The organism is Mycobacterium sp. FW102-FHT13B02 (assembly GCF_058790275.1).
On record NZ_JBYTCM010000020.1, the window covers coordinates 1 to 22,951 of the forward strand.

Sequence of the window (22,951 nt, forward strand, 5' to 3'; positions counted from 1 at the left end):
CGGCACCGACACGGCCTGAACATCTCCGCCCACCTCAGCCCCGTCCCCGAATTCCCACCACCCCAGGGGACTTAGCCCCGCACAGCGGCGCAGGCTGGCGCGCATCACTGGACGCATGGTTCGAGGCAACCAAGACATGCTTGACCGACCTCGCCGCAGCCGAACAGCACCTTCGATCCCGGACCACCACTACAGTCGGCGAAGACCTCGACCACTCGGTCATCGATCGAGACCTGGCCACCGCCTCATACCGCGCCGGACTCGCCGCCGGGGGCCTGGACGTCGACTGGTGGACCTGGCTCTTCGACCGCGCCAACCAATGGCCCGACAAGGCCCGCCGGGACTACCAACTGGACCTGATGACCTTGGAGCCCCGATACCGCGACACCGTCCAGCATCTGCCCATCTACTGGCGATGATCCACTCCACTGCGGGACGTCCGCAGCGACTCGTGTCAACGGTCTCTGAAAATTGAACCCCTGCGGATCTCGGGAAGTTGACCCACCCCAGGATCATGATTTCAGCGTCGCGCGCGTTTTGGCGTGCCGGGATCGACGCGAGCGAGGATCAAACGCGACGATTCTGACCCGCCGCTGCCCTCCCTGCCTACGTCGTTGCGGGACTCAGTCCAGCGAGGCGCGCGGTGGGGGTGGGCTTGGTTGCGATGTCTCGTGAGTTAGCTCACCGTCGGCGCCGCCGCCTCGCGGGGTGCCCGTGCCGACCGCGGGACGAAGCGAAAAGCACAGGCGAAGAGGGCGATCTCAGGTCTGATCGTCCGACGCCGCCGTTATTGATTGACACGGCAGTCCGCGTGTGTGAAGGTAGCTGAGAATGCGCTGGGGGGTGCAGTTCGCCATTTAGGGGAGGGATAAGCAGCTTGAAGGAACCATTGCGGTTGTCGCCGTGGCTGCGGCGGTCCAGTGTCGTGCTTGCCGTTGCGTCGGTCCTGGTGGCCGGGGTCACGGTCATCGACCGAGACCGCTCCGGCGGCGTAGGTCTATCGGCGCTGCCCGGAGCTACGGGGCAGCCGGCCCCGACGGGCCCGGCCGGTGGTTCTGGTGGTGGCTCCGGCGGTGGTGCTCCGCCTTTTCCTATGGAGCCGCCGAGCATGCCCAGTGGTCCGCCAAACGGCTACAACAGTGGCTCGTATCCGGCCCCTGACCAGGGCAATGGTATTTCCATCTACAACGGTGGTGCCCCGCAGAGCCCGAGTGGCCAGGGCGGCTACAACCAGGCCCCGAGCTACCCGCAGCAGTTGCAGCCCGCCAACGGATCCCAGCCGCCTAACTACGACGCTCCGCTTCAAACCCAACCGGCTCAGCCGTCGGTAGTGCCGTCGCAGGCACCGCACAGTGCCGCGCCGCAGCAGCCTCAGTCTAGCCCGGCGCAACAGCCCTCGCAGCAGCCAAGTTCGACGCAGGAACCGCAAAACACCCAACAAACTGGACAAGATCAGCAGCGGCAGACGCAGTGCCAGCAAGCCGCCGCTGAGGTAGCCGCGCAGTCCGCAGGGCCTGCAATACCCACGGGCGGCGGTCGTGGCCTGCTCCTGGGCGGCTTCGGTCGTGGCGGTCGGTGGAAGCTTGACCCACCTCCGCCGACGAACCCGTCGTGTCCTGACTGCCCGCCTTCAACGCAAAAGCAGGGGCCTTCTGACGCTAAAGGCAAACAGGCGCCAAAGATCGCCCAGAACTTTCACTGGTGGGGTTGGTCAGAGAATATCCAGAACAGCGAAGGTATGACCTCGATGTCTGACGACTTTGGTCACCTCGTCAACTGGATGCAGTATTGCGCTGGAGCTGGCATTGCCGAGGGCGCGCTCGCACCTCCTCCGTTCGATGCGGTCGGTATCGCAGCCACAGTTGTCTGTGCGGTCGGCGCAGGTGTCATTGGCGAAGAGAAGCAGGCCATTGATACTGCAGCCCGCGACGGGATGTGCATCACGCTGAACCAGACCTGGGCATTTGCATATTGGACTGAGAGGCACGCCTGTGGCTAGCGAGCGCCAAATCAAGTACGTACAAGGGGCACTGGTTATCGGCGCGATACTGGTGTGTATCGCCGCGTATCTCACACGCAATACCGATAACTCGCGCTGGGTGATGATTCTGATCATGCCGCTGGGAATCGCCAGTCTGGTGCTGGCTTTTCTACGTCGGCGTGGCCGATTGGACGGCAAATTTTATTGGACCGCACTGGCCGTATCGGTGCTGGTGGTGTGGGTGATTGTCATGTTCGTCATGGCGTCGACTGAAGCCCACCCTGTCCCGTCACCGTCACCCTCACCGGCAGCGGCGCTAGATTTCGGGAAGATTCCGGGGGAATTCCCCGTGGGTGAGCCTGTCGCTGCGGGGGCGCAGTTGGCACCGGTGGGTGCGTGCGTCAGCCTTCAGGGAGCGCCGCCTGAACCGTCGTTGTCGGTTGTTGATTGCGGATCGCCCAACAACGGATTCAAAGTCGTTCAACGGGTTTCAACGCCAGCTGAATGCACGTCTGACGTTGATCAGCGGTTCTACATGAACCCCGAAGGTGGCCAGTTCACGGCCTGTTTGGACTACGCCTGGAGCACCAAAGACTGCCTGAGCATCAGCAAATACACCGCCACGCGCGTTGCCTGCGATGCGGCCGGCGCGGGTGATCGAGAAAAACCAGTGAACGTGATCACTGATGCCACGTCGATCGCTGGCTGCCCGACCGGCGGCTTCGCCCACGCCGTGCGACGGTTCACTATTTGCACCCAGACAATGCACTAACGCCCAGGGACAAGCTGCTGGTGGTGGGTTCTCGGGTGGGTGTGCGGCAGGTGCGCTGGAGCGACGCCGAGTTGGCGGTCGCGCTGGATCGGTCGTTGACGGCGCGTGAGGCGGCGGCCCGGTTGCCGGGCCGGTCGATGTGGTCGGTGGACGATGTGCGCCGCACCCGCCGCGCAGACCTGGTCGAGCCGGGATCCACGGGGCCCACGCGCTGGAGCGATGCCGAGCTGGCGATCGCGCTGGATCGATCGTTGACCGCACAGGAAGCAGCGCAGCGATTAGGCCGTCCCATCACGGCGGTCCGGTCGGCGCGCTCAACGCGCCCCAATGGCCCCCACGACACCAACGGCCGTAAATATCGGTGGACCGACGCCGACATCGCGGTCGTGCTTGATGAATCGCTGACCACCGCGCAAGCGGCAGCCCAACTGGGCAGATCAGTGGGGGCGGTGTACTACGCCCGCCGCCGGTACGGACGTCCGGTGCCCACCGACGGCCACGGCACCTTGTTCGCCTGGCGGTTTCATGGCTGCACCTGCGACACGTGCCGCGAATTCGGCCGCGAGTATCAGGCCCGCACTGTCGATCCCGTCACCTACAGGCTCGAAGCGAGCCAGCGTTTCCAACGGCGCCAAGAAGCAACAATTCCGGGCGCGCACCGGCGCGGGGACCGCTGGACCCTCGAGGACATCGCCATCGCCTGCGACCCCGACCTCGCCACCCTGGACGCGGCCCGCATGCTGGGCCGCACCGCCGCCGCGATCACCGCGGCCCGGAACCGATACAACTGCGACGGCAGCACCAAAGACACCACAGGCGGCCCGCGCCGCGGCCGTTACAGCGCACTCGAACTGGCTATCGCACTCGACCGCACCCTGTCACTGCGCGAAGCCGCCGAACGGCTCGGCCGCCCGGTCGAATCGATCGAAGCCGCCCGCGCCCGCCACCGCCGCTAACCACCCCCATCAATGTTCCGCAGACACTGACCAAGCGTCACTAGCACAACAGCGAAGATGGTCAGTGGCCTTGTGATGACACCCTCGCGTGGCCAGTGCCCAGGCGAGGGTATGCCCACCCGGTACGCCGATTCACCATCTGCTGCATACAAATCCAGCCCTCGACGAAGTCATGGCCGAAGCTGCGCGTGTATTAGTCGTTGTTTGTCCGACTTTTGCCGTGGAGCTCGCGGCGGGTTCGGGTCGGGTAGGAATCGCCGGTGAGGGTTAGTAATTCGGCGTGGTCCACCGGGTCGATCCCCACATACTCCGGCCGGAGCTTCTGCAGCTCCTTCTTCAACGGCCCGCTCGAATACGGCCAACTGATCCGCTCAGCGATCACCGGGGCCGGCATCTTCGGCCACTCGGCCAGCAGCACCCGGATCTGCGGCTCAAATGCATCGGCCACCGAGCCCCGAGGTTTGCGTTCTTACTGCGGCGGCCGCTCCCGCCAGCGCCGACCGCACCGTATTCCGCGAAATTCCCAATCGGCGGGCCACCTCCCGGATCGGCACCCCTGTGCCCGATGCAAACGCCGAATCTCTGCCCAATCCTCCACCGCGATCATCCCTCCAAAAGACCACCAGGTGGGTCAACATTGCGGGACCCTCAGCGGTCTACTTTTCAGGAAGCTGCGACAACTCGTCAAAACCGCAGTGTCGCAACAAAAATAGAAGGGCGCCGGGAGGGGGTCCGGCGCCCTTCACGCGCAAAGGACAGATCCGATGCGCCCATCAAACCCAGATAGAAACTACCCGGGCGAGCGGCCAAAAACGGGGGGCTCTGGACGCTGCACAACCACAGTAACGACCCCACCACCGTCCCTCAACACCACCAAGTGCCCTGCGGTGTCGTCTTGAAAACACCTCCGATCGTGCACACGATCGAACGGTGAGAAACGGAGGGCGGTCGACATGGCAGCCACAGGATCAATGAACCCGACGACATCAACGCCTTCGCGGGTAGGCACCGAAACTCGCCCGACTCACCGCCACGGCGGTGTGTGCGCTACGCCCGGATGCGGCCGCGCAATTGAGCGCACTCTGCCACAACGATGTGGCGGCCCACCCACAAGCCAGCGACGAGGATGTGGCCGCTACTTCTGCGACGATCACCTGTTCGCCGACCTGAACAGCCACGCCTCCACACCTTTTCGCTGCCAAGACTGCTACCACCGGCCTGAAGCGCGGATGGTCGGCAACCGTCACCCCACTGCCATGGCCACCTGAACACACACTCACGACGATCAGAAGAGCGCGGATACCGAAGAGATGGCCACCACCACCACTGCCACAGCTCACAAGCTGTGCGCCGTACCCGAACTAGGTCAGTACGAGATCAATGTAGGAGCGCTCAACCAACGTCACCTCGGACGCACCATCGCGGTCCGGACCGGAACCGCCATCGTCGCCGGCCCGCTGGAGTCCATCAACGAATCCGCCGCGTACGGCAAGGGTCGCCTGGTCCTATGTATCCGTGGTGGCGGCAGCGTCGGCAACCTCGTTGTTGGACTGCACCCAGCCCACGTCGTCACGATCCTCGCCCGCGACCACACGATCAACGTAACCATCAGCACCGGCAACACCGATGCCGCAGTCCGCAAAAATCCCTGACCTACAAATGGATTGGACCAGCAAGGAGTTTTCACCGATGCCGCGCCTGATGAGTGTCGCACTCACCACAAACCAAGTTCGGAACCAACAGAAATCGGTCACCCGGAGAATCGGGTGGCAGATGCTCAAGCCCGGCGACCAGCTCACCCTGTGTCCGAAAGTCCGAGGCCGCCGCCCCGGTGAAGCGCTCGAGCGCATTGTCACCGTCGAGGTAGTCTCCACCCGACGCGAGCGCCTCGATGCCATCACCGCCTCCGACGTGACCGCCGAGGGATTCCCCGAGATGACCACCACCGAATTCATCGAATTCTTTTGCGCCACACACCCGGGAGTCACCGCAGACACCACGATCACACGCATCCAGTGGGCCTACCCGCACCAGACAACAAGAGGCCCGGCATGATCACCCACGAAATACGCACGCTCGGGTCCCTGCCCTGGCCAAACCGCCTGGGCAAACAATGCGAATACCCCGGCCTCGAACACCGGCTCAATCGCCTGCTCGGCGACCAATGGTGCACCGTAGAAGCCCATCGCCACGCCCTGGAAGACAACCCCCAGTACCGCACCATCCTCGATGACGCGTTCGCCGAGGCGCCCTGGCGGACAGGGCTGTTCGACGGCGTCCGCCGCGCGACCGAACTCGCACAACATTCACCGCTGCGCGGAACATTGCTCGTCGATGCCGGTCCCTGGCACCAGTGGGTCAACACTCTCGGTCCGCTCGATCGCGCGACCCGCGAGTGGCTGAAATGGCCGGCCCGCTTCGCCAACGGCCGCTTCAACGACGGCCGCCACCGCATCACTTGCCTGCGCCTACATCATGGCCCTGACCTGCCCGTCCTGGTGCGAATCACCCACCCGGACTAGTTGTCGGTCCCCGGTAGGACAATGGAACCCATGACTGACGCACCCAGCTTGTCCGAACGCCGGCCACCAGCTCGCCGACGCGACAACAAGGTCGCCGACTTCATGCTTCTGGTGCGCGTCCCTGGAAACCCCTCAGCGATCAAGGTATTCACTGCCGACGAGGCAGACGACGCGGCCAAGTATGCCGCAGCTACTGGCGGCGCCGTCGAAGATCTCTCGCGGATCAGCTGACCGTCCGCAGGTCCTCCCGCCGGGTCGTCCACCGCGCGGCGACAGCATGTCCCGTGGATCACCCACGACTGCCCCACCATGGTGGGGTAGACGGGCAGAAGCCGCCCTTTTCAGCCCGCCGGCCAATGGTGGTCGTGCAAACCGCGACTGCCCTTCGTAGCGTCGAGACAACCAGAAGAAACCACAACCTGAAGGAGACCGGGCCGACGTGACGACCATGCTGGCTGCGCTCACCGCGCATCCCCAAATTCTGATCGGCATCATTGTCGGCATCGTGCTGACGGCCGTCGTCCACATCGTCCGAGGTATACGACGACTGGTCCGTTGGCTTCTGGTGGCGGCATTGGCCGGCGGGGGAGCAGCCGGGGGCGCCGCCCCGATACTCGAGAACCTGATCCACCTTCGATAAAGGCACTGGGCGACGTTGATGCCGTAGGAGCGCCAACAGCCAATTTCAGCCCAGCCCCCGTGGTCTGGAACGTGCACGCCTATCCCGATACCGTCAACAACAGCGAAGGGAAAACACTTCATGCACGTGCACCTAGACGATCACAAAAAGCCGGCTACCGGGCAGTTCGCGATCCCGACCGGCCTACTCCCCGTTGACCCAGATTGCCTGCTCTTGCTGGTAAATGACGAACGCACCCGACGCTGGGAACTCCTTAACCACAAGGTCGCTCACACCGACAATCCTGCCGACCCTGCCGACATCGAATTGCCCTGCCAGTGGCTGCTTCTCGAATGTGACACACCTGGCTGCATCGAGCGCACTGAAATCGAAGCGCGCCAATCCGAGCCGATGCCCGACGACGGCGCGCTCAGCGCTGCTCTCGCCGGCCCTGGCTGGATCGCCGACGAGCACCGCGTCCGATGCCCCGCGCACTCGCCCGAGGCGACGACGCCGCGACGAAACAGCGCGGTCGGCCGGTAACCATGCAATCCACCGCCGAACACAAGACGCAGCAGCACGCAGAACAGGCGCGGTGGCACAACGGACTTCGCCAAATCGACTCGCTCGCCGACGCCGTCGTAGCACACCTGGACGCACTCGGCGTGCAACGATCCGACTGGACCCGGGTAGGTAAAGTCGCCGAAGAAGGCGGTGAGGTCATCGGCGCCCTCATCAAACGCACTCAGAATCGTGCCACCACCGACGACGTCCGTGACGAACTGGGCGACGTGATCTTGGCGGCCCTGGCAGCGTGCAAGCAGCTCGGACTGGCACCCGCTGAAGTGATCGCCCGACGCTGGGCTTCGGTATCTCAGCGAACGGCATCGACGTCAACCAAATCAGCTGCAGCTCAAGCAGATAACCGCAAAATCACTACCGCGATCCTCGACACCCGACCGAACGGACCCGCCTCGTGACCATCCCCGCCGTCGCACCCGCACTACCGACCTATCCCGTCTTCGTACCGGGCATGCGCATCCGGTTCGCTGAAGAAACGCAGTCTTACACCGTCCAAGCCATTTCCAGCACCGGCAGATACGTCGTGTGCACCACCTTTCAACGCCCGACGGACCGTCTTGTACACGGTGATGGACCTGGCCCTCGGCGTGCGCGGCCCCGGGACGAGCTGGGCCATCAGCTGCATGACGGTCGAGGAATGCCGCAGGACCGCAGCAGCTTTCGAGGCCACCGACGCCTACGCCGCGCTCGTCGGCGACCTCGGTGTGGCGATCGACGCAATGGCGCACCAACCCCTACCTGACCGACGCTGACGGACAACGGCTGCCGACAAATTGCCAGATTTCGTTCCGCAACTGGGTGTGGATCCGCCTCGATGACCGGCAGCGCGACATCCATACGGCGGCCTTGATCTCCGAGATTCGGGCGTTGGTTGCCGCAGCACCCCCACGTAACTACAACGACGACCGCAATCCACGCCCATCAACCGAGCCCTAACTGGCCAACTGGTCCGACGACAACACCGGCGCCGCAGCCTGGCCACACACCAGCGCAGCACCGGCCACCGTGAGGTCGTTGTCTCATGAGCGGCACGCGTACGTCGCCAACACGTAACCGCCACTGCGTACAGTCACTGGACATGCCAGCCGAATCGATCCGCGACCTCGCTGAGCAGACATTCCGCGAGTTCCTGACTGCAGCAATCGCGAACGGGCGCCGGCCATCTCATACAACAGCGCTCGGTGCCGCCAGCTGGATCGCCATCGATCTGTTGGCCCGTGAGCACCCGGATGCCTCGCCTGAACACGTCGTTATGGCCTACGACGCATTCGCATTCGAACATCGCGGAGCCGGGCAGCTACAGGCCCGCCGGCTCGCCGACCCAGCTACTGCGCGGGCCGCCGAGCGCGCCGCGATCGATGACCTGCTCGCTCACCTGCGCATCACCTACCCGGGCGTCGCCCCGACGGTGATGAACGATCTTGTTCGACGTATCCATGCTGACTTTGACGATCACCGTATTCGCGACTTCGTCCCGATGATCGTCGAACATGCCGTCCTGCAGAAGTTCGCCTAACGCACAACGTGGCCGGAACGTGTGCCCTGGCCATCTGGTCTTACAAAGAGCGAATCATGTTGTCCCGCTGGCGAAGAATTACCGCGTGCCCAGCGTAGGGGCGGGATGATCCGGCGGACTCGGCTCAATCAGCGGATGCGCGAGATACGTCAAGATCAACGCCACACCGACGCCCGCTGCGACTGATATGCGAAACGAGTTCCTCTGCGCACGCACCAACTCGGCCACGACGACGCCGGCCGCCACGTTCACGGTTCACGGCCACTAACAGGTAAACGATCACGATCCCCTCCCGAACGCCACGATACTTACTCGGCTGGTGAGTCGTCGGGGTTGATCTGCTCGTATAGGGCACGCATGCGTGCGACGACGCCGGGCCCTGGCGGCGGCTCATCGGCGCCAATCAACTGCAGGCCGAGGGTTAAGGCTTCGTCCAGGTGCGTTGACGCGCGCGAGAAGTGCGCTGGAGTCGAGTTGTACGCCAATCGGTTCACGCTGGCCAACGCGCGGAACACGCGGTCTCGGTACTCGGCCAGGAGGTCGTCCGCCGAACCGGGACCAGAATCCATGAAATAAGGCTATGACTTACTTTGATGTAAGGCAACACCTAACGCGGGCGTCTGTGTGACGACGTCAAACAACCAGTAGAGTAAAACGCTGTGTTCGACGACCTCACCGGTGACGACATGCGCGAAGCGCGCGACCTCATCGCTGGTGCGGGCATCGAGCAAGCCCGGCTATTGGCCGCGACTCGGTTGTCCGCCGGCCCCGCATCGGGTATGGGCGATCCGAAACGCCTGGTTGACCTACTGATGGCTCGCGACGTCGAGGACCCACGATGGGAACGCCTGGGCCCGTTTGAACTGCGGTGGTCGCTGCTCGTGCTGAAAATGCTCGACGGCGTTGCAAAAGATCCGGCCGCCGCGGTCCTCGACGCACGCAAAAGGGGAGCGACCTGGGCCGTTATCGCCCAGGCGTTGGGCGTAAAGACCCCATCGGCGCATGCCCGATTTCGGGCAATTGATCCCGCTACGTGATGCGGTAAAGCGGCTCCGTCGGACAACGCAGTGCAATGGCCCACTACCCTCGCCGAATGGGCAACCCGTCACGACTTCGGCTGTATGACAAGATGTTTCGGCCCTACTGGTCAGCGCTGTCGCCCAGAACCCGAGCGAGTTGATCGACGGCCCGTTTCGCTCGAGTGAGCGTGCCGGCATCCAGTTGCGGTATCACGGCATTGACGATGCCCAACGCGTGGATGATCCGGCCGCGAATATCGGTCAACGTCCGTTGGCGCCGTGCGGCATCGGGATCGTCAAGGGCTGCACGCACTGCAATCTGAGCCAGAGTGCCCACGGCGTCGGTGAGCCCCAGCAGTTGCTCCGCTGGTCCGCCGTGGCTGCGGTCGATGACCTGGCCCAGCCTGTGCGAGGTGACTGCGTAGAGACTGGCGAGGCCGGTCACCGCAGCTTCCGGTGGACGGGTGCGCGCGAGCTCCCATCTGGACACCGAGGTGGCGTCGACGCCGAGCTGCTGGGCGACAGCACCCTGGGTGAGTCCTGCCGCGAGGCGATAATGCCGCAGCGTCCACTCGCCGGCGGCTGGCAGCTCGAGAAAGTCCGCGACCGGCCTATCGAAAACCTCGGCGATGCGGGTGAGGGTTTCGAGCGACGGGGCTTTCTTGCCGGTGCGCATGGCGCTGACCATGTTGACGCGCACGCCGAGGCGTTCGGCAACATCGTGGCGGTTCAAACCCGAGTGGTCCATGGACTCACGGAACGCGCGCGACGAGAAGACGCCAACAGTGCTGTCAGACATCGCCGTATGCCGCTGTCACCCGAATCATCATCGCTGCCAGCCTAGCTCCGTGTCCGTCGGCGTCTGCGAAGGTCGTCTGGATTGGCCGATCAGCGTTCCCCCTTCGCGCCCTCCGCATCAACCTGGAGCACGCTAGCCACGTACGTGGCTAGACTTGTGCAGTCGCGCGGTATCGCCGATGGCATCCAGTGGGTTTTCAGGGGGAAAATTGCGCCGAGCGGATGCTGCGCGGGACGCGCTGCGACTTGCTGAAGATGTGCTCGCATTGGCTCAGGCCGCGATGGCCGCCAGCGAGGTGATCGAGGCTGACGAAATTCGTTGGCCAGTCGCGCAATCACTCTCCATTCTTCGAGGAACTGCGGCGCCGTTGACGGCCGATCGAGCGGCCCTGCGGGAAGTGATGGGCGGGCTATCTGAGGTCGTCGCGCAACTCGATGCGCGGGCGGTCGGCGACTTCACCTGATCGCGCTCGCGAATCGCTCGGGAAAGACCTCTAGAACGGTGCGACGCTAGAGTGTTATCGTCGTGTCGATACCGAGCAAGTCCTGAGCCGAACAGAGGCGACCGTGGGCATCACTCCGACAGACAACCCCAGGTTCCACAACCAACCCCGCGGTGAGAACGCTCATGCCGTCGACCACCACTTAGCGGCCGCACATCACTGCGGAGGCATCTCACAACCCCGAACAGGCGTGTCCTGGAGCCGAATCCGCGCAGCGGCGGCTGCGGTCATCGCTGGGATGCTGATCGCCGCCTGCGCACTCTCTGCTCCGGCGGAAGCCGCCGTAGTCGCCTTCTACCTACCGGGAACCTCGGCACAGCCGGCCAGCTCCGGATTGGTCGACGTGTCGGCCATCGGCACAGAGGCCGCCGGCTGGATCACCCAAGCTGAGCAGGTCGGATACCCGGCGTCGCTGCTTCCCGCCGAGGGCACCATGGCGCTGGACCCCTCCGTGGCCCAAGGTGTCGCCAACCTGACCGCCCAACTCGCCACAGTGCCCGCGACCGACACCATCCTGCTATTCGGGGTTTCGCAAGGCGCCATCGTCTTGACCAAGGCACAAACAGCGCTCGTCGCCGCCGCACACCCCAACAACATTGCCTTCATCCACATCGCCGACCCGAGCGGCCCCACGGGGATCATGGGCCGCAACGCCGGACTACTGCTCCCAGGAATCACCTGCGTTATCGCGCAACCCGATTCGCCATACAACACCGTATTCATCGTTCACCAGTACGACTTCTTCGCCGACTGGCCGGCACAACAACTGAATGTCGTTGCAGACCTCAACGCCCTGGCGGGAGGCTTTCTATTTCACAACTACGCCGCCTACAACGTTGACCTCTCGACCCTGCCACCCAGCGATGTCACCACCACCGTGAACTCGCTCGGAGCCAGCACCACAACGTATTTCATCCGCAACACCGGCCTCCTGCCGATGTTGACCCTCGCACAGAACGCTGGCGTCAGCCCCACAGTCGTCAACGCACTGCAGCCGATCCTCAAACCCATCGTCGACAGCGCTTACCAGCCGCTGCCCAGCACAGTCGGCCTGGCCCAGAAAGCATTCCAGACTGCGGTCAACACCACCATCGCCGCCGGCACCTGGGCAGTCAATGCGCTGCGCGGCACCCAAGCCACACTTTCAGCCGCCGCGACACGCCTAACGTCCACCATGCCGCCGCCGACCGGGGCGCTCTCTGCCGCCAGCCCGGCACGGTATCCCGCGTCGGCATCGCCGAAACCCGCGGTGAAAACGCCAGCGACACAGAACAACACCACCGCCACGCCCTCGGGGCCTCGGCCCTCGCCGAACGTCTCGTCGCCCGCCAGCGACGACGCCGCACGCGACGTCACTAACCCTCGGATCGAGCGCACCACCGGCCAAGCCAAAGGCGCTGTGGCGCAACCAAAAAACCAACAGCAACCCACTCGGCCGGTCACCGCCAGTCACGGCGGGCAATGACTATGTCCACCTCCACCGTCCTGATCGGGGCCTACGCGTGCTTCGTCGAACTGTGGGGCGTCGGCTATCTGATCGTCGGATTGACACAGGTGCGACGGAGCACCAACAACACGAACAAACCACCAGGGGAGGACCTTTCATGATCACAACTACCTCGCTGATGCGCGCCAAGATCGCAATCACCGCCTCCGCGATAGCGCTATCAGCATTGTCACACCCGAGTCCAGCGGCCGCCCCGCCGCCGATCGCGTCACCGCGCACAGTGTCGACAGGGGTCGAACTCGCAGCCACGGTCACCGCCGACGGCTCAGCGCAGACCGTAGGTGTCGCCGATGCCTACCTATACGCGCTGGATCAAACCCAGCTTGTCGCCCAGCTCAACGAGATTCAAAGCCTCGGTGTGACCGACCTACGCATCGTGGTGCCCTGGGTCTACATTCAACCCACGAGCGCGACATCGTACGACTGGTCGAAGATGGACAACGTGATCAACACCGCGCGCTCAATGGGATTCACCTTGACCGCGGCGATCACCGGCAACCCGACATGGGATGGCACACCCCTGGTAGGAGCGCCAAATCCCAACACCTACGCCACATTCGCCGCGGCAGTAGCCAAACGCTACAGCAGCCAGATCGCGGCCTACGAAGTGTGGAACGAACCCAATGCCTTAACCTACCTCGCCCCGTCCGATCCGGCGGCCTACACCGCCATGCTCAAAGCCGCATACACCGCCATCAAGGCCGTTCAGCCCAGCGCCACGGTCATCGCCGGAGTACTCGGCGCGGTCACCACTGTCCCCGGCATCTCCCTGGCCCCGCAGCAGTTCCTCGCAGGCATGTATGCCGCTGGCGCCCAAGGCTTTTTCGACGCACTATCGTTCCACCCGTACAACTACACCCTGCCCTTCTCCGCCGGCTCAGGAGTCACCAACTCGCCGCTGGAACAAGTCCAGGCCATGTATGCCTTGATGGTCGCCAACGGCGACAGCGCCTTGAAGATCATTGCCACCGAATACGGCAACCCGACCCAGCCGGGCGGGATCACCCAGACCCAGCAGGCGCAGATGCTGCAGGACTTCATCACCGCCTGGTCCAAGCTGCCATTCGCCGGGACCGCGTTCATCTACACCGCCAACGACCTGAACAGCGGATACTTGCTCGACGAAAACAATATGGGCCTGTGGAGTGACGCCGGCATTCCCAAGCTGGCGGCCCAGACCTTGGCCACACTGATCTCGCAACTGGCCACCGGCACGCTACCGGCCTACACGGCACCGCAAATGTCTGCAGCGCAGACGATTTGGATTCAGTCAGTCTCGCTGGGAATCTCCGTGATCAACGAGGCGCTGCTGATACCCAACATCATGACCCAGATGCTCTACAACGCCGCCCCGGCGCCGCTACAACAGGCATTCAGTGCCGCCGCACGCGCCGTATCCCTTTCCGTCGGAAACGCTTTGAACGCCATCACCCCGGCAGCGGAAACAGCGATCGGTCTCCTCACCACCTTCCCAACCACCGTCAACGCCGCCGCAACCACACTGGGCACCAACTTCTACAACACCGAACTCACCGTCCAAGGCGCCCTGGCGGCCATCGGCATCGGCGCGGGGGCGACTCCAACCGCAGCGGCCACGCACGCTACCTCAGCGACCGCTACCGCAGCGCCCGCGGCAGCGACGCCCGCCAAGGCTGCCCCCACCGATTCAGCCTCACCAACGGCGACGCCCAAACCCGTAACCACAGGCACCTCAACAACAGCCACCGCAACCGGAACCACCGCGCCTGAAACCCCCACTGCCAGCAGCACAGCACCGCTTGCGACCCCAACAACCACGACCGGCACCGCAACGCCAGCCGACAATCCCACGGCCGCAACAACACCAACGCCGACCAAGCTCACGACCGCCGCCAAGGCCGCCGCAACGATGCCGACGAAAACCACCACGACGCCGACCGCCACCAAGGCCGCCGCAACCGCGACAACATCGAAGACGACAGAAACCGCCGACACGAACACCGCAAAACACCCGTCCCGCAACAACTCAGAGCCGAACAACCCGAACAAGCCAACGGGGGCGGCCACGGGAGCCATCGCCAACGCCCACGCCACCAGCGAAGGAGCCAATCCTGCGGGTGCACTGACCGCGGCCCGCAGCCACCCGACGTCGAGCCCGGCCCGAGACTGAACAACCGAACCTAAGTCTCGCCCGGAGGCACGGCCTTGATGGCCCGGGCCGGACACCACTGACACAGATTGAGCCGGGCTTGGCCGTTGCCGGTAGTCACCTCGAAGGACACCTGAGCGAGCCATGCTCGACGGGTGGTTTGCGCCCACGCATGCAGCAGCCCAGGAGTGTCGAAGGTGAAGATGTTCAATCCGTACGATTTCACGGCGAGCGGCACGGTATCGAGTCGGAACGCGTCGTCGCGGCTGCCGAGAAGCATGTGCACGTCAACCAGCACCGGCCGCGGAGGGTCATACCGTCGCCGCGTCGCCACCGTCTCATCAGCCGAGAGATAATCGAACATCAGTTCTAATTATGCGCGCGATAGTGGCGCACGCGCACCCGGGCCACACACAGCTCCCTGTTGAACACCGCCACCGTCGGCCGCGGAACCGACTGAGCGGTCCACCGAAGAGCACACATCCTGGGCCGCGACGTATTTGATGACCCGCAGGAAAGGTCACCGGGGTGATGGCTCCTGCAGCAAGATTGCGGCGACTGGTGACCAGACACGGCTTCGAAGAGCGCGGCGGCCTGCAGTGAAATCCCCGCTACCGGAACGTATTACCCGATTCCATGCTTGACTTAACCTCGCCACCACCCTGACGAGGATGATGCCCATGACCGTCTCTCGCGACGCAGACAACTACATGCCACCTCGCAGATTGTTCGACGGTCAGCCGCCCTCCCGTGACGAATACGTGCTGAACCAAGGCTTCACGCGCGACCTCGAGTACTGCCGCCGGCAACTGCCGGACGCCAGGATGTGGGCACCGGAACTGGACCAACTCCCCGCCACCGACAACGGCCGCCACCGACTTACCCGCCGCGACCTGTTCGCGATCGCTCAACGCGCCGCCACCGACCCGGGCGACCCATGGGCGGCGATCCAGCTGCACGCCGCGATCACGTTCTGGGGTGCGCGTCCTGGACGATTAACCCAGCGCGCCGTCACGCCGCTCAACGACCCCAACGCGCCCCAGCACTTGACTGAAGCGTTGCGCGTCGTGCGCGGCGCCGGTCCCGAAAGCGCGTACAAGGCGATGGACCGCTACCAGCGGCTGTGGGTGCGCGGCCTGGGTTCGTCCTACTTCACCAAGTTCTTCTACTTCGGCGGCTACGGCGCGAAACCGCATATGTCTCAACCACTTATCTTGGATGACAACGTTCTCAAAGCGCTATCGTCGCTCACCAAGCAGGCATGGCAGGAAACCGCCGCGGACTACACCCGCTACCTCGATCTAGTCAACGACTGGGCGTACGGTCTCAACATCGAGCCCGATGTCGTCGAACGTCGCCTATTCGAACTGGGTGGCTGGCACGGCGATCAACAAGACTGAGCCCGACCGGCTCGTTGCGCCATTCCGCAGCGGTTACATGACGGCGCCGCGCAACGCGTCCGGGTCTCGACCCCGCTGGTATCCCAAAACGCTACATCGTCAGTCGGAGGTCTAGTGTCCTGAACTGGGCCTTCGCTCCCAACCTTGACCGTCGACGCCGCAGACAGACTCGCCTTGGTTGGGCCTCGCGTAGCCACCTGCACACAGCAGCGGCGCGCCCGTCTCGCTCATAAACGACATCCGCACCGCTTCGGCCGGCCACAGCAGCAGATGCGACAACGGCACCAAAGCCACCAAGCTCAGAACCGGATCAGGTGCCGCAGCGACAGGGCCACGCCCAGTGCGGGTCAGCGTGCGGTAGCCGCGGACTATCTCGCTGATTTCAAACCCGGGGGCGACCTGATCCGCCGCCCATGGGAGCGGCAAATATGGCAGGTCCAGATCCTCGCGGAGATCATCGGCGAAAATTCTATCGCTAGTAATAATTGTTGCACTGGAATCCCGTCGCTGTAAGCAAACTACCAGTTCGTAGACGTGGCTGCGTTGACTCGACCATACAACAGTTGTTCGGGTCCACCAGGGCATCAATGTAGACATCGCTGCAGCTGCGATGTGCCTAGTCGACATCGGTGAGGGTAGGCCGTGGGCAACTACGTTATCTGGGGTTGAATTCGGCCGTGTATTGCTGTTCCCGCTGAGGTGATGGTGGTGGGTTTGAGGTAGGCGGGAACAGCTGTGGTTGCGGGTGTTCCCGCTTTCGTTTGTCGATGTTGTGGTCGCTGGTGGGCGCAGGTTGTGTCGGCGTTGTCAGGTGGCGGATGGCGTGCCGGGGGTTGTGATGTTTAAAGCCGGTACATTTCGCGTTCCATGAGCGCTTCTCGGAAGAGTTTTTCGTGCTCGCCGTGGAAGTAGGGGTACTTGCCTTGTAGGAGGCGGGGCCAGTGGATCGGGCAGGGGCGGCGGCGCTTGGTGTTGTCCGGTGTGGTGGTGTTGGCGCCGGCTGGTGCGCGGGTGGGCTGGTCGGCGGCGACGCTGTCGATGGTTGGTTGGGTTTGGGTCGTGGCGGCTCGATGCCGGTGTGGGAGTAGCGTTTTCATGGCCGGGTCCGTGTGGGTTGTTTTTGGGGCCACCAGCTGGCTTCGCGCAGGAGGGTGGCGATGGCCGGAACGGTGAGTGTGCGCACGAGGAAGGTGTCCAGCAGTAGTCCGCAGCCGACGATGAGGCCGACTTGGATCATGATGGCGATGGAGCCGGCCATCAGTCCGAACATGCTGGCAGCGAAGATGAGTCCGGCGGAGGTGATGACCGAGCCGGTTTTGGCGACGGTGCGTAGGACTCCGACGCGGATGTTGTGTTCGGATTCTTCGCGTAGTCGTGATACCAGCAGCATGTTGTAGTCGGCGCCGACCGCGACGAGGATGATGAACGCCAATAGTGGTACGGGCCATGCGATTTGGTAACCGAGTATCCATTGGAAAACGACGACGCCGAAACCGATGGAGGCCAGGTAGTTCAGCACGACGGTGCCCAGGAGGTAGAGCGGGGCCAGCGCAGCGCGCAACAGCAGGACCAGGATGAGTCCGACGACGACGAGGGTGGCGACGGCCAGTTGGGTGAAGTCGGCTTGTAGTAGGTGCTGGATGTCGGCGTTGACGGCCGGGAATCCGGCCACGGAGATGGTGGCGTTGGTCAGGGAGGTGTTGGGGCGGGCGGCTTCGGCGACGGTGACCATGTGGTGGGCCAGTGCCATGGCGGCGCTGCTGTAGGGGTCGAGTGTGGATTCGATAATGAAGCGGGCGGTTTTTCCGTCGGGGGTGATGAATTGTTTGGCGACGTCAGCGAATTGGCGGTTGTCGAAGGCGGTTGGGGGTAGGTAGAAGCCGCTGGCGGTGTCAGAGTTGGCGCTGGCGCGTGCGGAGTTTTGTAGTTGTGCAGCGATCTGGCTCATCCCGGCGAGCAGTTGAATGTTGCTGTCGGCCAGGGCGTGCACGCCGGTTGCCAATGCTTGTGCTCCAGAGGCGAGTTGGCTGATGCCGTGTTGCAGGCGTGCGATGTTGGTCGCCACGTCGGCGGGGTCACCCAGAGTGCCCAGGGCATGTTGCAGGGTGGTGATTGAGGTTTGGACGTCGGCGAGGGTGGCGGTGACGGTGGCGTTGGTGGCGGGGTTGTAGTGGTCGCCCAGCTCAGCGATGCGGTCGAAGAATCCGTTGGTGCGCAGGGCGTCCAGGACGCGCATCTGGTCGCGGAGTTCGGTGCATTTTGGTGTGGTGACGCACCAGGGTGCGGTGTCGAGGATGTCGCGCAGTGGCGAAACGGCGGCGATGGCGTTGCGAGCCTGTTCGGCCTCGGGGCGTAGTCCGGGTCCGGCTTGGATGGCGTGATCGATGTCGGGGGCGGTGGCCGACAGTTGGTGCAGCAGCGGGGTGAATCGCTGCATTTGGCTGCTGGCGGTGTGCGCTTGGTTGAGCAGGCCGCTCAAGGGTGTCAGCGCGGTGCGCAGGGTGCGGTCGAGTTGTGCCAGGCCGTTGGCGAGTTGGTCAGCGCCGCCGGTGAGTTGGGCCAGGTCGTTCTTGCGGGCGTTGCCGTCGGCGGCGGCGGTGGCCATCTTGTCGCCGATTTGTTGGTTCTGCCAGGACAATTGGGCTTGTTCGAGTCGGGTGCCGCCGGGGCGGGTGACGCCAGATACTTTGCTCACGCCGGGCAGTTGGGCGATGCGGGAGGCGAGTTCGTCGAGGTCGGCGAGGCCTTTGCCGGTGCGCATGTCGGCGGGGTTTTCCACGACGAGGAATTGTGTGAAGACCATGTCGGTGGGGAAATGCCGGTTGAGCAGCTGGTAGCCCAGGTTGCTTGCGGTGTCGGCGGGTTGGCCTTTGCGGTCGTCGTAGCTGATCTTGATGGTGGTGGCTGCCGCGGCCAGGGCCAGCAGGATGATGAGGCTGACGGTGAGCAGCGGCACGGGTTTGCGCACGACGGCGACCGCGATGCGGTTCCAGTAGCGGCGGGTGCGGTCGGGCTGGGGGTCGCCGATGCCGCGGCGGGCGGCCAGCGCCAGTACCGGTGGCAGCAGGGTGACGGTGGCCAGAAATCCGACCATCACGGCCACGGCGCAGGCGGGGCCGAGCGCGGCGAACACGCTGAGTTTGGCGAAGGTCATGGCCAGGAAGGCCAGTGCGACGGTGGCCGCTGAGGCCAGGATGACTCGTCCGATGCTGGCGGTGGCGTCGATCGCGGCCTGCGGCGGGGCGATGTCGGCGCGTCGCTGTTCGTGATAGCGGCTGATCAGGAACACGGTGTAGTCGGTGCCGGCGCCGAGCAAGATCGCGGTCATGAACGCCACGGTGAATTCCGATACCGGTAAGCCGCATTCGCCGAGGGCGGAGAGCACCCCCCGCCCGACAGCCAAACTCAGCGCGATGACCAGCAGTGGCAGTAGCGCGGTGAATGCCGACCGGTAGACCAGCAGCAGGATCAGGGCGATGAGGCCGGCGGTGGCCATGGAGATGAACAGCAGATCGTGTTCGGCGCTGGCGATCTGATCGCTGAACGTGGCGGCGGGCCCGGTGACGTGCACGGTGGTGGTGCTGGCGGCGAAGACGCGGTGGGCGATGGCGCGCACGGCGCTGACCGATTCGGCGGCGGTCGGATCGCCGAGGGTGCCGGCGATGCCGACCGGCAGGTACCACGCGTGTCGGTCGGCGCTGATGGCGTGCGGTGCGGTGACCGGGTCGGCCAGCAGGTCCTGCACGAGCAGGACATGGCTGGGGTCGGCGCGCAGCTGCGAGACCAGCTGCGCGTATTTCTGGCGGGTTGGCGGGGTCAGGCCGGCGGGGTCCTCGAACGCGACGAACAGCACGGTCTTGGACCCCTGTTCGCCGAATGCTGCACTCATCCGGTCAACGGTCAGAAACGACGGCGCGTCGTGGGGCACCAAGTCCACCGACTGTTGGCGCACCACGGTTTCCAGTTGCGGAAAAAGCACCGCCAACAACACCGCGGCCCCGATCCACAGTCCGATCACCAGCGCCTTGTGGCGCAGGGTGAACGCCCCCAGGCGGGCCAGCGCGGGGCTGTATTCACTCGACGGCGCGGTCTCGGCGCGTGTGCGCCGGCGGCGCGGCGGTAGCCCGGGTGCGGCGGTGAGGGTCGGTCCCCCGCGCAGCGGATCGCTCACTGGCTGGCAGGGGCCGTGTCGTAGTCGGCGCTGTCCGCGGCGGGCACATCATGTCGGACCATCTGCACCCGGCCTCCGGGCATGCAGGCCATGTATCCGTGGCGCTTTCCGTACAGTTCCCATGCCGCCACGTGGGCGTCGGGCTCCACGTCGATCGAGTGACCGTCCGAGAACTGCAGGTGCAGGGCCCCATCGTCATCGCTGTGTGCTCGCACGCACACCGACCCGGCCAGGTCCAAAAGAGCGCGGTGCGCCGGCGCCACGTTCAGCGGGTCCAGCTCCACCACCTCGGCCGGGTACGGGCCCACCGGCGGCAACCCCAGACGGAGCCGCCGGGAGATGACCACCTCGTTGTAGTCCTCGAAGCTGAGCACCAGACCTTCATGCAGCGACACCCGCTGCAGGGTGCACCGTTCAATCCACTGATCGACCATGATCGCGTCCCCTGTCTCCGCACCAGCAAAACGATACTAAGCAGTATCGAAACGCTACACCGTGTAGCGATGTGGGGCAATGGTGGCGGGTTGGGCGCGCAGGATGAGAGCCATCGCCCGGTCGATGTTGTCCCGGGCGGCGGCGGCGGGCACCCGGCCGCTGATGAAGGCGGCCAGATTGGCCAACCACACGTCGCCGAGTAGGCAGGCCAGTTGCTGGTTGCGCGGCGACGGGGACGGGCCGCCCAGCGCGGCCGCTAGCAGCCTGTTGAGCACCGCCATTGTCCGCTCGACCTCGGCGGCCGCGGTGCTGTCGGCAACGACGAGCGCCCGGGTCAGCGCCTCGGTCAGCGGCAGATCACGCTGCCACTGCTCGTGCAGGCAGTTGCTGAGCGCGACAAGTCGCTGCTGGGGGCCGCCGGGCACCGCCGACCAGTCGCGCAGGGCCTGCACCTGCTCGACCTCGCGGGTTAGTGCGCAGACCAGCAAATAGGTCTTGGAGGGAAAGCGGCGGTAGATGGAGCTGACGGCGATGCCCGTGCGCTCGGCGACCGTGCGCATGTGTACTGCGTCGTAGCCGCCCATCGAGGCCACCGAGACGGCGGCATCGAGGATCGCGATGTCCCGGCCATCGCGAGCCGACAGGCCTGCCGCGCCTCTCATCGCTGCGTCCCGAGCCGGCGCCGATGCGGTGACAGCCATCCCCGGCAGATCGGGGTGCGCGGCGCCAAAAACGCTGATAGCCAGGTGTGATCAGGCAATCCCACATCTCCTGGTATAGGCGGTTTCGCTGCGCTACACGCGGTAGCATAGCTGTCCTGGGGTGTGGGCATCGACGATTCGCCACACCGGAGGCTGCGGACAATAAAGTGAGTGACTGTGAGTGAGTGGCCCGACTTCAGCGCCGACGGCTCTGATGATGACGATGATGTGGACCCGCGGCGTATCCGGTCACGCAACCGGCTCCTGGAGGCGGCCGCGGCCCTGCTGAATGCCGGCGGCGTTGAAGCGGTCACCGTCGACTCGGTCACCAAAGCCTCCAAGGTGGCCCGCACCACGCTGTATCGCCACTTCAAAACCTCCTCGCACCTGCTGGCCGCGACCTTCGAGCGGCTGCTGCCGCAGGTGACCCCTCCGGCACCACGCAGCGGACCGCTGCGCGAACAGCTCATCGAATTGCTCTCCCGGCAGGCAACGCTGTTCAACGACGCCCCGCTGCACATCACGACCCTGGCCTGGCTGGCACTGGGCCCGACCACCACCAAACCCGCCACCGAGGACCAATACCCGGCCGGCGCCGTCCGGGCCCTGGTCATCGACCAGTACCGCCAACCGTTCGACGCCCTGCTGCGCAGCGAGCAGGCCCGCGCCGAACTGGGCGACTTCGACCTGGAACGGGTGCTGTGCCAACTGGTCGGCCCCTTGGCCTTCGCCCGCATGACCGGCTTTCGCGTCATGGGTCACGACGACTGTGTCGCCATCGTCGATGACTTCCTGAGCGCCCACCGCCGCATCTCGCCAGCACCCACCGAAAGCGCCGACGCCACAGGTGCATGAGCCGCGCTGCGCGCGGTCACGCTCAGGTGGTGCCCTAGTGGCGGTCTTCGAGTTGCCCGTAGAGCAGTTCAATCATGGCTTGTTGTTGTGCCACGGTGGTTTTGAGTGTTCTGATCTCGTCTGATTGGGCGGTGATCTTGCGGCGCAGTGCGGCCACGATGCTGCTGTCGCGGCCAGGTTGCCGGCGTCACGGTGGTGGCGCTGGTGTGGGTGCGATGCGCGTCGATAACGGCCATCAGGTCGTCGTGCTTGTAGAAGACTGTGCCGCTGGCGATTTCAGGTACTCGCCGAATTCGGTGAACAGCAGTCGCACCGCGGCGGACCTGGTTGTCGTCGTCGGCACCCAAGCCCACGTCGACCCGGTCGGCGGCACCCCATCGAAGTCTGGGACACCGACGAACCATCCCTACGCGGCGTCGAAGGCATCGAACGAACGCGTCACCGACCTGCACGCACGCCTGACCGGATCACCTCAGTCACGCTGAT

The 22,951-nt window shown here is 64.6% G+C and carries 31 protein-coding genes and 1 pseudogene; 22 read left to right on the top strand and 10 right to left on the bottom strand.

The window, feature by feature from the left end; genetic code table 11:
- The first annotated feature begins 140 nt into the window (after window positions 1-140).
- The 4 genes from AC3WTE_RS25370 to AC3WTE_RS25385 all read left to right on the top strand — a co-directional run bounded on the left by AC3WTE_RS25370 (window position 141) and on the right by AC3WTE_RS25385 (window position 3,709).
- Window positions 141-419 (top strand): hypothetical protein, encoded by a 279-nt coding sequence (locus AC3WTE_RS25370; protein WP_492441990.1) that lies wholly within the window; start codon window positions 141-143, stop codon window positions 417-419.
- Window positions 420-1,747: 1,328 nt separating this feature from the next.
- Window positions 1,748-1,999 carry a hypothetical protein gene (locus tag AC3WTE_RS25375; protein WP_492441992.1) on the top strand — a complete coding sequence of 84 codons (252 nt, stop codon included), beginning with the start codon at window positions 1,748-1,750 and terminating at the stop codon, window positions 1,997-1,999.
- Window positions 1,992-2,753 (top strand): LppU/SCO3897 family protein, encoded by a 762-nt coding sequence (locus tag AC3WTE_RS25380; RefSeq protein WP_492441994.1) that lies wholly within the window; start codon window positions 1,992-1,994, stop codon window positions 2,751-2,753. The genes AC3WTE_RS25375 and AC3WTE_RS25380 overlap by 8 nt, the downstream gene beginning before the upstream one ends.
- Before the next feature lie 23 nt (window positions 2,754-2,776).
- Entirely contained in the window at window positions 2,777-3,709 is a 933-nt protein-coding gene (locus AC3WTE_RS25385) for a hypothetical protein (RefSeq protein WP_492441996.1), read from the top strand.
- A gap of 283 nt (window positions 3,710-3,992) precedes the next feature.
- On the opposite strand, the pseudogene AC3WTE_RS25390 reads toward AC3WTE_RS25385, so the two are convergent.
- Window positions 3,993-4,316, bottom strand: a pseudogene (locus AC3WTE_RS25390) (helix-turn-helix domain-containing protein); the annotation flags it as partial.
- Window positions 4,317-5,019: 703 nt separating this feature from the next.
- Between AC3WTE_RS25390 and AC3WTE_RS25395 the strand changes: the two are divergent.
- The 10 genes from AC3WTE_RS25395 to AC3WTE_RS25440 all read left to right on the top strand — a co-directional run bounded on the left by AC3WTE_RS25395 (window position 5,020) and on the right by AC3WTE_RS25440 (window position 8,948).
- A complete protein-coding gene (locus AC3WTE_RS25395; RefSeq protein WP_492441998.1) occupies window positions 5,020-5,361 on the top strand; it encodes a hypothetical protein in 342 nt (113 codons plus the stop codon).
- Window positions 5,362-5,398: 37 nt separating this feature from the next.
- On the top strand, window positions 5,399-5,764 hold the full coding sequence (locus AC3WTE_RS25400) for a hypothetical protein (RefSeq protein WP_492441999.1): 366 nt from the start codon (window positions 5,399-5,401) through the stop codon (window positions 5,762-5,764).
- Window positions 5,761-6,231 carry a transcriptional regulator gene (locus tag AC3WTE_RS25405; protein ID WP_492442001.1) on the top strand — a complete coding sequence of 157 codons (471 nt, stop codon included), beginning with the start codon at window positions 5,761-5,763 and terminating at the stop codon, window positions 6,229-6,231. The genes AC3WTE_RS25400 and AC3WTE_RS25405 overlap by 4 nt, the downstream gene beginning before the upstream one ends.
- A 30-nt stretch (window positions 6,232-6,261) precedes the next feature.
- Window positions 6,262-6,462, top strand: coding sequence for a hypothetical protein (locus AC3WTE_RS25410; RefSeq protein WP_492442003.1), 201 nt, complete (start codon window positions 6,262-6,264; stop codon window positions 6,460-6,462).
- A gap of 208 nt (window positions 6,463-6,670) precedes the next feature.
- A complete protein-coding gene (locus AC3WTE_RS25415) occupies window positions 6,671-6,871 on the top strand; it encodes a hypothetical protein (RefSeq protein ID WP_492442005.1) in 201 nt (66 codons plus the stop codon).
- 120 nt (window positions 6,872-6,991) lie between these two features.
- Window positions 6,992-7,393 carry a hypothetical protein gene (locus AC3WTE_RS25420; RefSeq protein WP_492442007.1) on the top strand — a complete coding sequence of 134 codons (402 nt, stop codon included), beginning with the start codon at window positions 6,992-6,994 and terminating at the stop codon, window positions 7,391-7,393.
- Window positions 7,394-7,395: 2 nt separating this feature from the next.
- Complete coding sequence (locus AC3WTE_RS25425; RefSeq protein WP_492442008.1) at window positions 7,396-7,830, top strand: nucleoside triphosphate pyrophosphohydrolase family protein; 435 nt, start codon at window positions 7,396-7,398, stop codon at window positions 7,828-7,830.
- Between the two features lie 171 nt (window positions 7,831-8,001).
- Window positions 8,002-8,184 carry a hypothetical protein gene (locus tag AC3WTE_RS25430; RefSeq protein WP_492442009.1) on the top strand — a complete coding sequence of 61 codons (183 nt, stop codon included), beginning with the start codon at window positions 8,002-8,004 and terminating at the stop codon, window positions 8,182-8,184.
- Window positions 8,135-8,368, top strand: a complete 234-nt coding sequence (locus tag AC3WTE_RS25435) for a hypothetical protein (protein ID WP_492442011.1) — start codon at window positions 8,135-8,137, stop codon at window positions 8,366-8,368. Before AC3WTE_RS25430 ends, AC3WTE_RS25435 begins: the two co-directional genes overlap by 50 nt.
- 142 nt (window positions 8,369-8,510) lie before the next feature.
- Entirely contained in the window at window positions 8,511-8,948 is a 438-nt protein-coding gene (locus tag AC3WTE_RS25440; protein WP_492442012.1) for a three-helix bundle dimerization domain-containing protein, read from the top strand.
- A gap of 308 nt (window positions 8,949-9,256) precedes the next feature.
- On the opposite strand, the gene AC3WTE_RS25445 is transcribed toward AC3WTE_RS25440, so the two are convergent.
- Entirely contained in the window at window positions 9,257-9,517 is a 261-nt protein-coding gene (locus AC3WTE_RS25445) for a hypothetical protein (protein ID WP_492442013.1), read from the bottom strand.
- A 90-nt stretch (window positions 9,518-9,607) separates the two neighbouring features.
- Here AC3WTE_RS25445 and AC3WTE_RS25450 point away from each other — a divergent pair, with 90 nt between their 5' ends.
- Window positions 9,608-9,985 (top strand): hypothetical protein, encoded by a 378-nt coding sequence (locus AC3WTE_RS25450; RefSeq protein ID WP_492442015.1) that lies wholly within the window; start codon window positions 9,608-9,610, stop codon window positions 9,983-9,985.
- A 103-nt stretch (window positions 9,986-10,088) separates the two neighbouring features.
- On the opposite strand, the gene AC3WTE_RS25455 is transcribed toward AC3WTE_RS25450, so the two are convergent.
- Window positions 10,089-10,766, bottom strand: a complete 678-nt coding sequence (locus tag AC3WTE_RS25455; protein WP_492442016.1) for a helix-turn-helix domain-containing protein — start codon at window positions 10,764-10,766, stop codon at window positions 10,089-10,091.
- Between the two features lie 178 nt (window positions 10,767-10,944).
- On the opposite strand from AC3WTE_RS25455, the gene AC3WTE_RS25460 reads away from it, so the two are divergent.
- From AC3WTE_RS25460 to AC3WTE_RS25475, 4 genes are all read left to right on the top strand, one after another.
- Window positions 10,945-11,229 carry a hypothetical protein gene (locus AC3WTE_RS25460; protein ID WP_492442018.1) on the top strand — a complete coding sequence of 95 codons (285 nt, stop codon included), beginning with the start codon at window positions 10,945-10,947 and terminating at the stop codon, window positions 11,227-11,229.
- Between the two features lie 229 nt (window positions 11,230-11,458).
- Window positions 11,459-12,733, top strand: a complete 1,275-nt coding sequence (locus tag AC3WTE_RS25465; RefSeq protein WP_492442020.1) for a PE-PPE domain-containing protein — start codon at window positions 11,459-11,461, stop codon at window positions 12,731-12,733.
- Between the two features lie 2 nt (window positions 12,734-12,735).
- A complete protein-coding gene (locus AC3WTE_RS25470) occupies window positions 12,736-12,876 on the top strand; it encodes a hypothetical protein (protein ID WP_492442021.1) in 141 nt (46 codons plus the stop codon).
- Window positions 12,873-14,924 carry a hypothetical protein gene (locus tag AC3WTE_RS25475; protein WP_492442023.1) on the top strand — a complete coding sequence of 684 codons (2,052 nt, stop codon included), beginning with the start codon at window positions 12,873-12,875 and terminating at the stop codon, window positions 14,922-14,924. Before AC3WTE_RS25470 ends, AC3WTE_RS25475 begins: the two co-directional genes overlap by 4 nt.
- A gap of 10 nt (window positions 14,925-14,934) precedes the next feature.
- Here the strand turns inward: AC3WTE_RS25475 and AC3WTE_RS25480 are convergent, their stop codons facing one another.
- Window positions 14,935-15,267, bottom strand: coding sequence for a hypothetical protein (locus AC3WTE_RS25480; protein ID WP_492442025.1), 333 nt, complete (start codon window positions 15,265-15,267; stop codon window positions 14,935-14,937).
- 316 nt (window positions 15,268-15,583) lie between these two features.
- On the opposite strand from AC3WTE_RS25480, the gene AC3WTE_RS25485 reads away from it, so the two are divergent.
- Window positions 15,584-16,303, top strand: a complete 720-nt coding sequence (locus AC3WTE_RS25485; protein ID WP_492442027.1) for an 8-oxoguanine DNA glycosylase OGG fold protein — start codon at window positions 15,584-15,586, stop codon at window positions 16,301-16,303.
- A gap of 111 nt (window positions 16,304-16,414) precedes the next feature.
- Here AC3WTE_RS25485 and AC3WTE_RS25490 read toward each other — a convergent pair whose 3' ends face one another.
- From AC3WTE_RS25490 to AC3WTE_RS25510, 5 genes are all read right to left on the bottom strand, one after another.
- On the bottom strand, window positions 16,415-16,930 hold the full coding sequence (locus AC3WTE_RS25490) for an Imm61 family immunity protein (RefSeq protein WP_492442028.1): 516 nt from the start codon (window positions 16,928-16,930) through the stop codon (window positions 16,415-16,417).
- 215 nt (window positions 16,931-17,145) lie between these two features.
- On the bottom strand, window positions 17,146-17,400 hold the full coding sequence (locus AC3WTE_RS25495; RefSeq protein WP_155944266.1) for a hypothetical protein: 255 nt from the start codon (window positions 17,398-17,400) through the stop codon (window positions 17,146-17,148).
- Window positions 17,397-20,474: an MMPL/RND family transporter gene (locus AC3WTE_RS25500; protein WP_192830261.1), complete on the bottom strand. Its 3,078-nt coding sequence runs from the start codon at window positions 20,472-20,474 to the stop codon at window positions 17,397-17,399. Before AC3WTE_RS25500 ends, AC3WTE_RS25495 begins: the two co-directional genes overlap by 4 nt.
- The gene (locus tag AC3WTE_RS25505) at window positions 20,471-20,908 is read right to left on the bottom strand and encodes a DUF6188 family protein (protein WP_020103722.1); all 438 of its coding nucleotides are present in this window, start codon (window positions 20,906-20,908) and stop codon (window positions 20,471-20,473) included. Before AC3WTE_RS25505 ends, AC3WTE_RS25500 begins: the two co-directional genes overlap by 4 nt.
- Before the next feature lie 54 nt (window positions 20,909-20,962).
- Window positions 20,963-21,571, bottom strand: coding sequence for a TetR/AcrR family transcriptional regulator (locus AC3WTE_RS25510; RefSeq protein WP_020103723.1), 609 nt, complete (start codon window positions 21,569-21,571; stop codon window positions 20,963-20,965).
- Between the two features lie 216 nt (window positions 21,572-21,787).
- On the opposite strand from AC3WTE_RS25510, the gene AC3WTE_RS25515 reads away from it, so the two are divergent.
- The gene (locus tag AC3WTE_RS25515) at window positions 21,788-22,465 is read left to right on the top strand and encodes a TetR/AcrR family transcriptional regulator (protein WP_020103724.1); all 678 of its coding nucleotides are present in this window, start codon (window positions 21,788-21,790) and stop codon (window positions 22,463-22,465) included.
- A 34-nt stretch (window positions 22,466-22,499) separates the two neighbouring features.
- On the opposite strand, the gene AC3WTE_RS25520 is transcribed toward AC3WTE_RS25515, so the two are convergent.
- A complete protein-coding gene (locus AC3WTE_RS25520) occupies window positions 22,500-22,622 on the bottom strand; it encodes a hypothetical protein (RefSeq protein WP_020103725.1) in 123 nt (40 codons plus the stop codon).
- A 139-nt stretch (window positions 22,623-22,761) separates the two neighbouring features.
- On the opposite strand from AC3WTE_RS25520, the gene AC3WTE_RS25525 reads away from it, so the two are divergent.
- Complete coding sequence (locus tag AC3WTE_RS25525) at window positions 22,762-22,950, top strand: hypothetical protein (protein WP_492442031.1); 189 nt, start codon at window positions 22,762-22,764, stop codon at window positions 22,948-22,950.
- The last annotated feature ends 1 nt before the right edge of the window (window position 22,951 follow it).

Excerpts from the sequence above, each read along its gene's own strand:
- AC3WTE_RS25375 (WP_492441992.1), top strand. The coding sequence starts at position 1,748 with ATGTCTGACGACTTTGGTCACCTCGTCAACTGGATGCAGTATTGCGCT.
- AC3WTE_RS25395 (WP_492441998.1), top strand. The coding sequence starts at position 5,020 with ATGGCCACCACCACCACTGCCACAGCTCACAAGCTGTGCGCCGTACCC.
- AC3WTE_RS25400 (WP_492441999.1), top strand. The coding sequence starts at position 5,399 with ATGCCGCGCCTGATGAGTGTCGCACTCACCACAAACCAAGTTCGGAAC.
- AC3WTE_RS25405 (WP_492442001.1), top strand. The coding sequence starts at position 5,761 with ATGATCACCCACGAAATACGCACGCTCGGGTCCCTGCCCTGGCCAAAC.
- AC3WTE_RS25410 (WP_492442003.1), top strand. The coding sequence starts at position 6,262 with ATGACTGACGCACCCAGCTTGTCCGAACGCCGGCCACCAGCTCGCCGA.
- AC3WTE_RS25420 (WP_492442007.1), top strand. The coding sequence starts at position 6,992 with ATGCACGTGCACCTAGACGATCACAAAAAGCCGGCTACCGGGCAGTTC.
- AC3WTE_RS25425 (WP_492442008.1), top strand. The coding sequence starts at position 7,396 with ATGCAATCCACCGCCGAACACAAGACGCAGCAGCACGCAGAACAGGCG.
- AC3WTE_RS25430 (WP_492442009.1), top strand. The coding sequence starts at position 8,002 with ATGGACCTGGCCCTCGGCGTGCGCGGCCCCGGGACGAGCTGGGCCATC.
- AC3WTE_RS25440 (WP_492442012.1), top strand. The coding sequence starts at position 8,511 with ATGCCAGCCGAATCGATCCGCGACCTCGCTGAGCAGACATTCCGCGAG.
- AC3WTE_RS25445 (WP_492442013.1), bottom strand. The coding sequence starts at position 9,517 with ATGGATTCTGGTCCCGGTTCGGCGGACGACCTCCTGGCCGAGTACCGA.
- AC3WTE_RS25455 (WP_492442016.1), bottom strand. The coding sequence starts at position 10,766 with ATGTCTGACAGCACTGTTGGCGTCTTCTCGTCGCGCGCGTTCCGTGAG.
- AC3WTE_RS25460 (WP_492442018.1), top strand. The coding sequence starts at position 10,945 with ATGGCATCCAGTGGGTTTTCAGGGGGAAAATTGCGCCGAGCGGATGCT.
- AC3WTE_RS25470 (WP_492442021.1), top strand. The coding sequence starts at position 12,736 with ATGTCCACCTCCACCGTCCTGATCGGGGCCTACGCGTGCTTCGTCGAA.
- AC3WTE_RS25475 (WP_492442023.1), top strand. The coding sequence starts at position 12,873 with ATGATCACAACTACCTCGCTGATGCGCGCCAAGATCGCAATCACCGCC.
- AC3WTE_RS25480 (WP_492442025.1), bottom strand. The coding sequence starts at position 15,267 with ATGTTCGATTATCTCTCGGCTGATGAGACGGTGGCGACGCGGCGACGG.
- AC3WTE_RS25485 (WP_492442027.1), top strand. The coding sequence starts at position 15,584 with ATGACCGTCTCTCGCGACGCAGACAACTACATGCCACCTCGCAGATTG.
- AC3WTE_RS25490 (WP_492442028.1), bottom strand. The coding sequence starts at position 16,930 with ATGTCGACTAGGCACATCGCAGCTGCAGCGATGTCTACATTGATGCCC.
- AC3WTE_RS25495 (WP_155944266.1), bottom strand. The coding sequence starts at position 17,400 with ATGAAAACGCTACTCCCACACCGGCATCGAGCCGCCACGACCCAAACC.
- AC3WTE_RS25505 (WP_020103722.1), bottom strand. The coding sequence starts at position 20,908 with ATGGTCGATCAGTGGATTGAACGGTGCACCCTGCAGCGGGTGTCGCTG.
- AC3WTE_RS25510 (WP_020103723.1), bottom strand. The coding sequence starts at position 21,571 with ATGAGAGGCGCGGCAGGCCTGTCGGCTCGCGATGGCCGGGACATCGCG.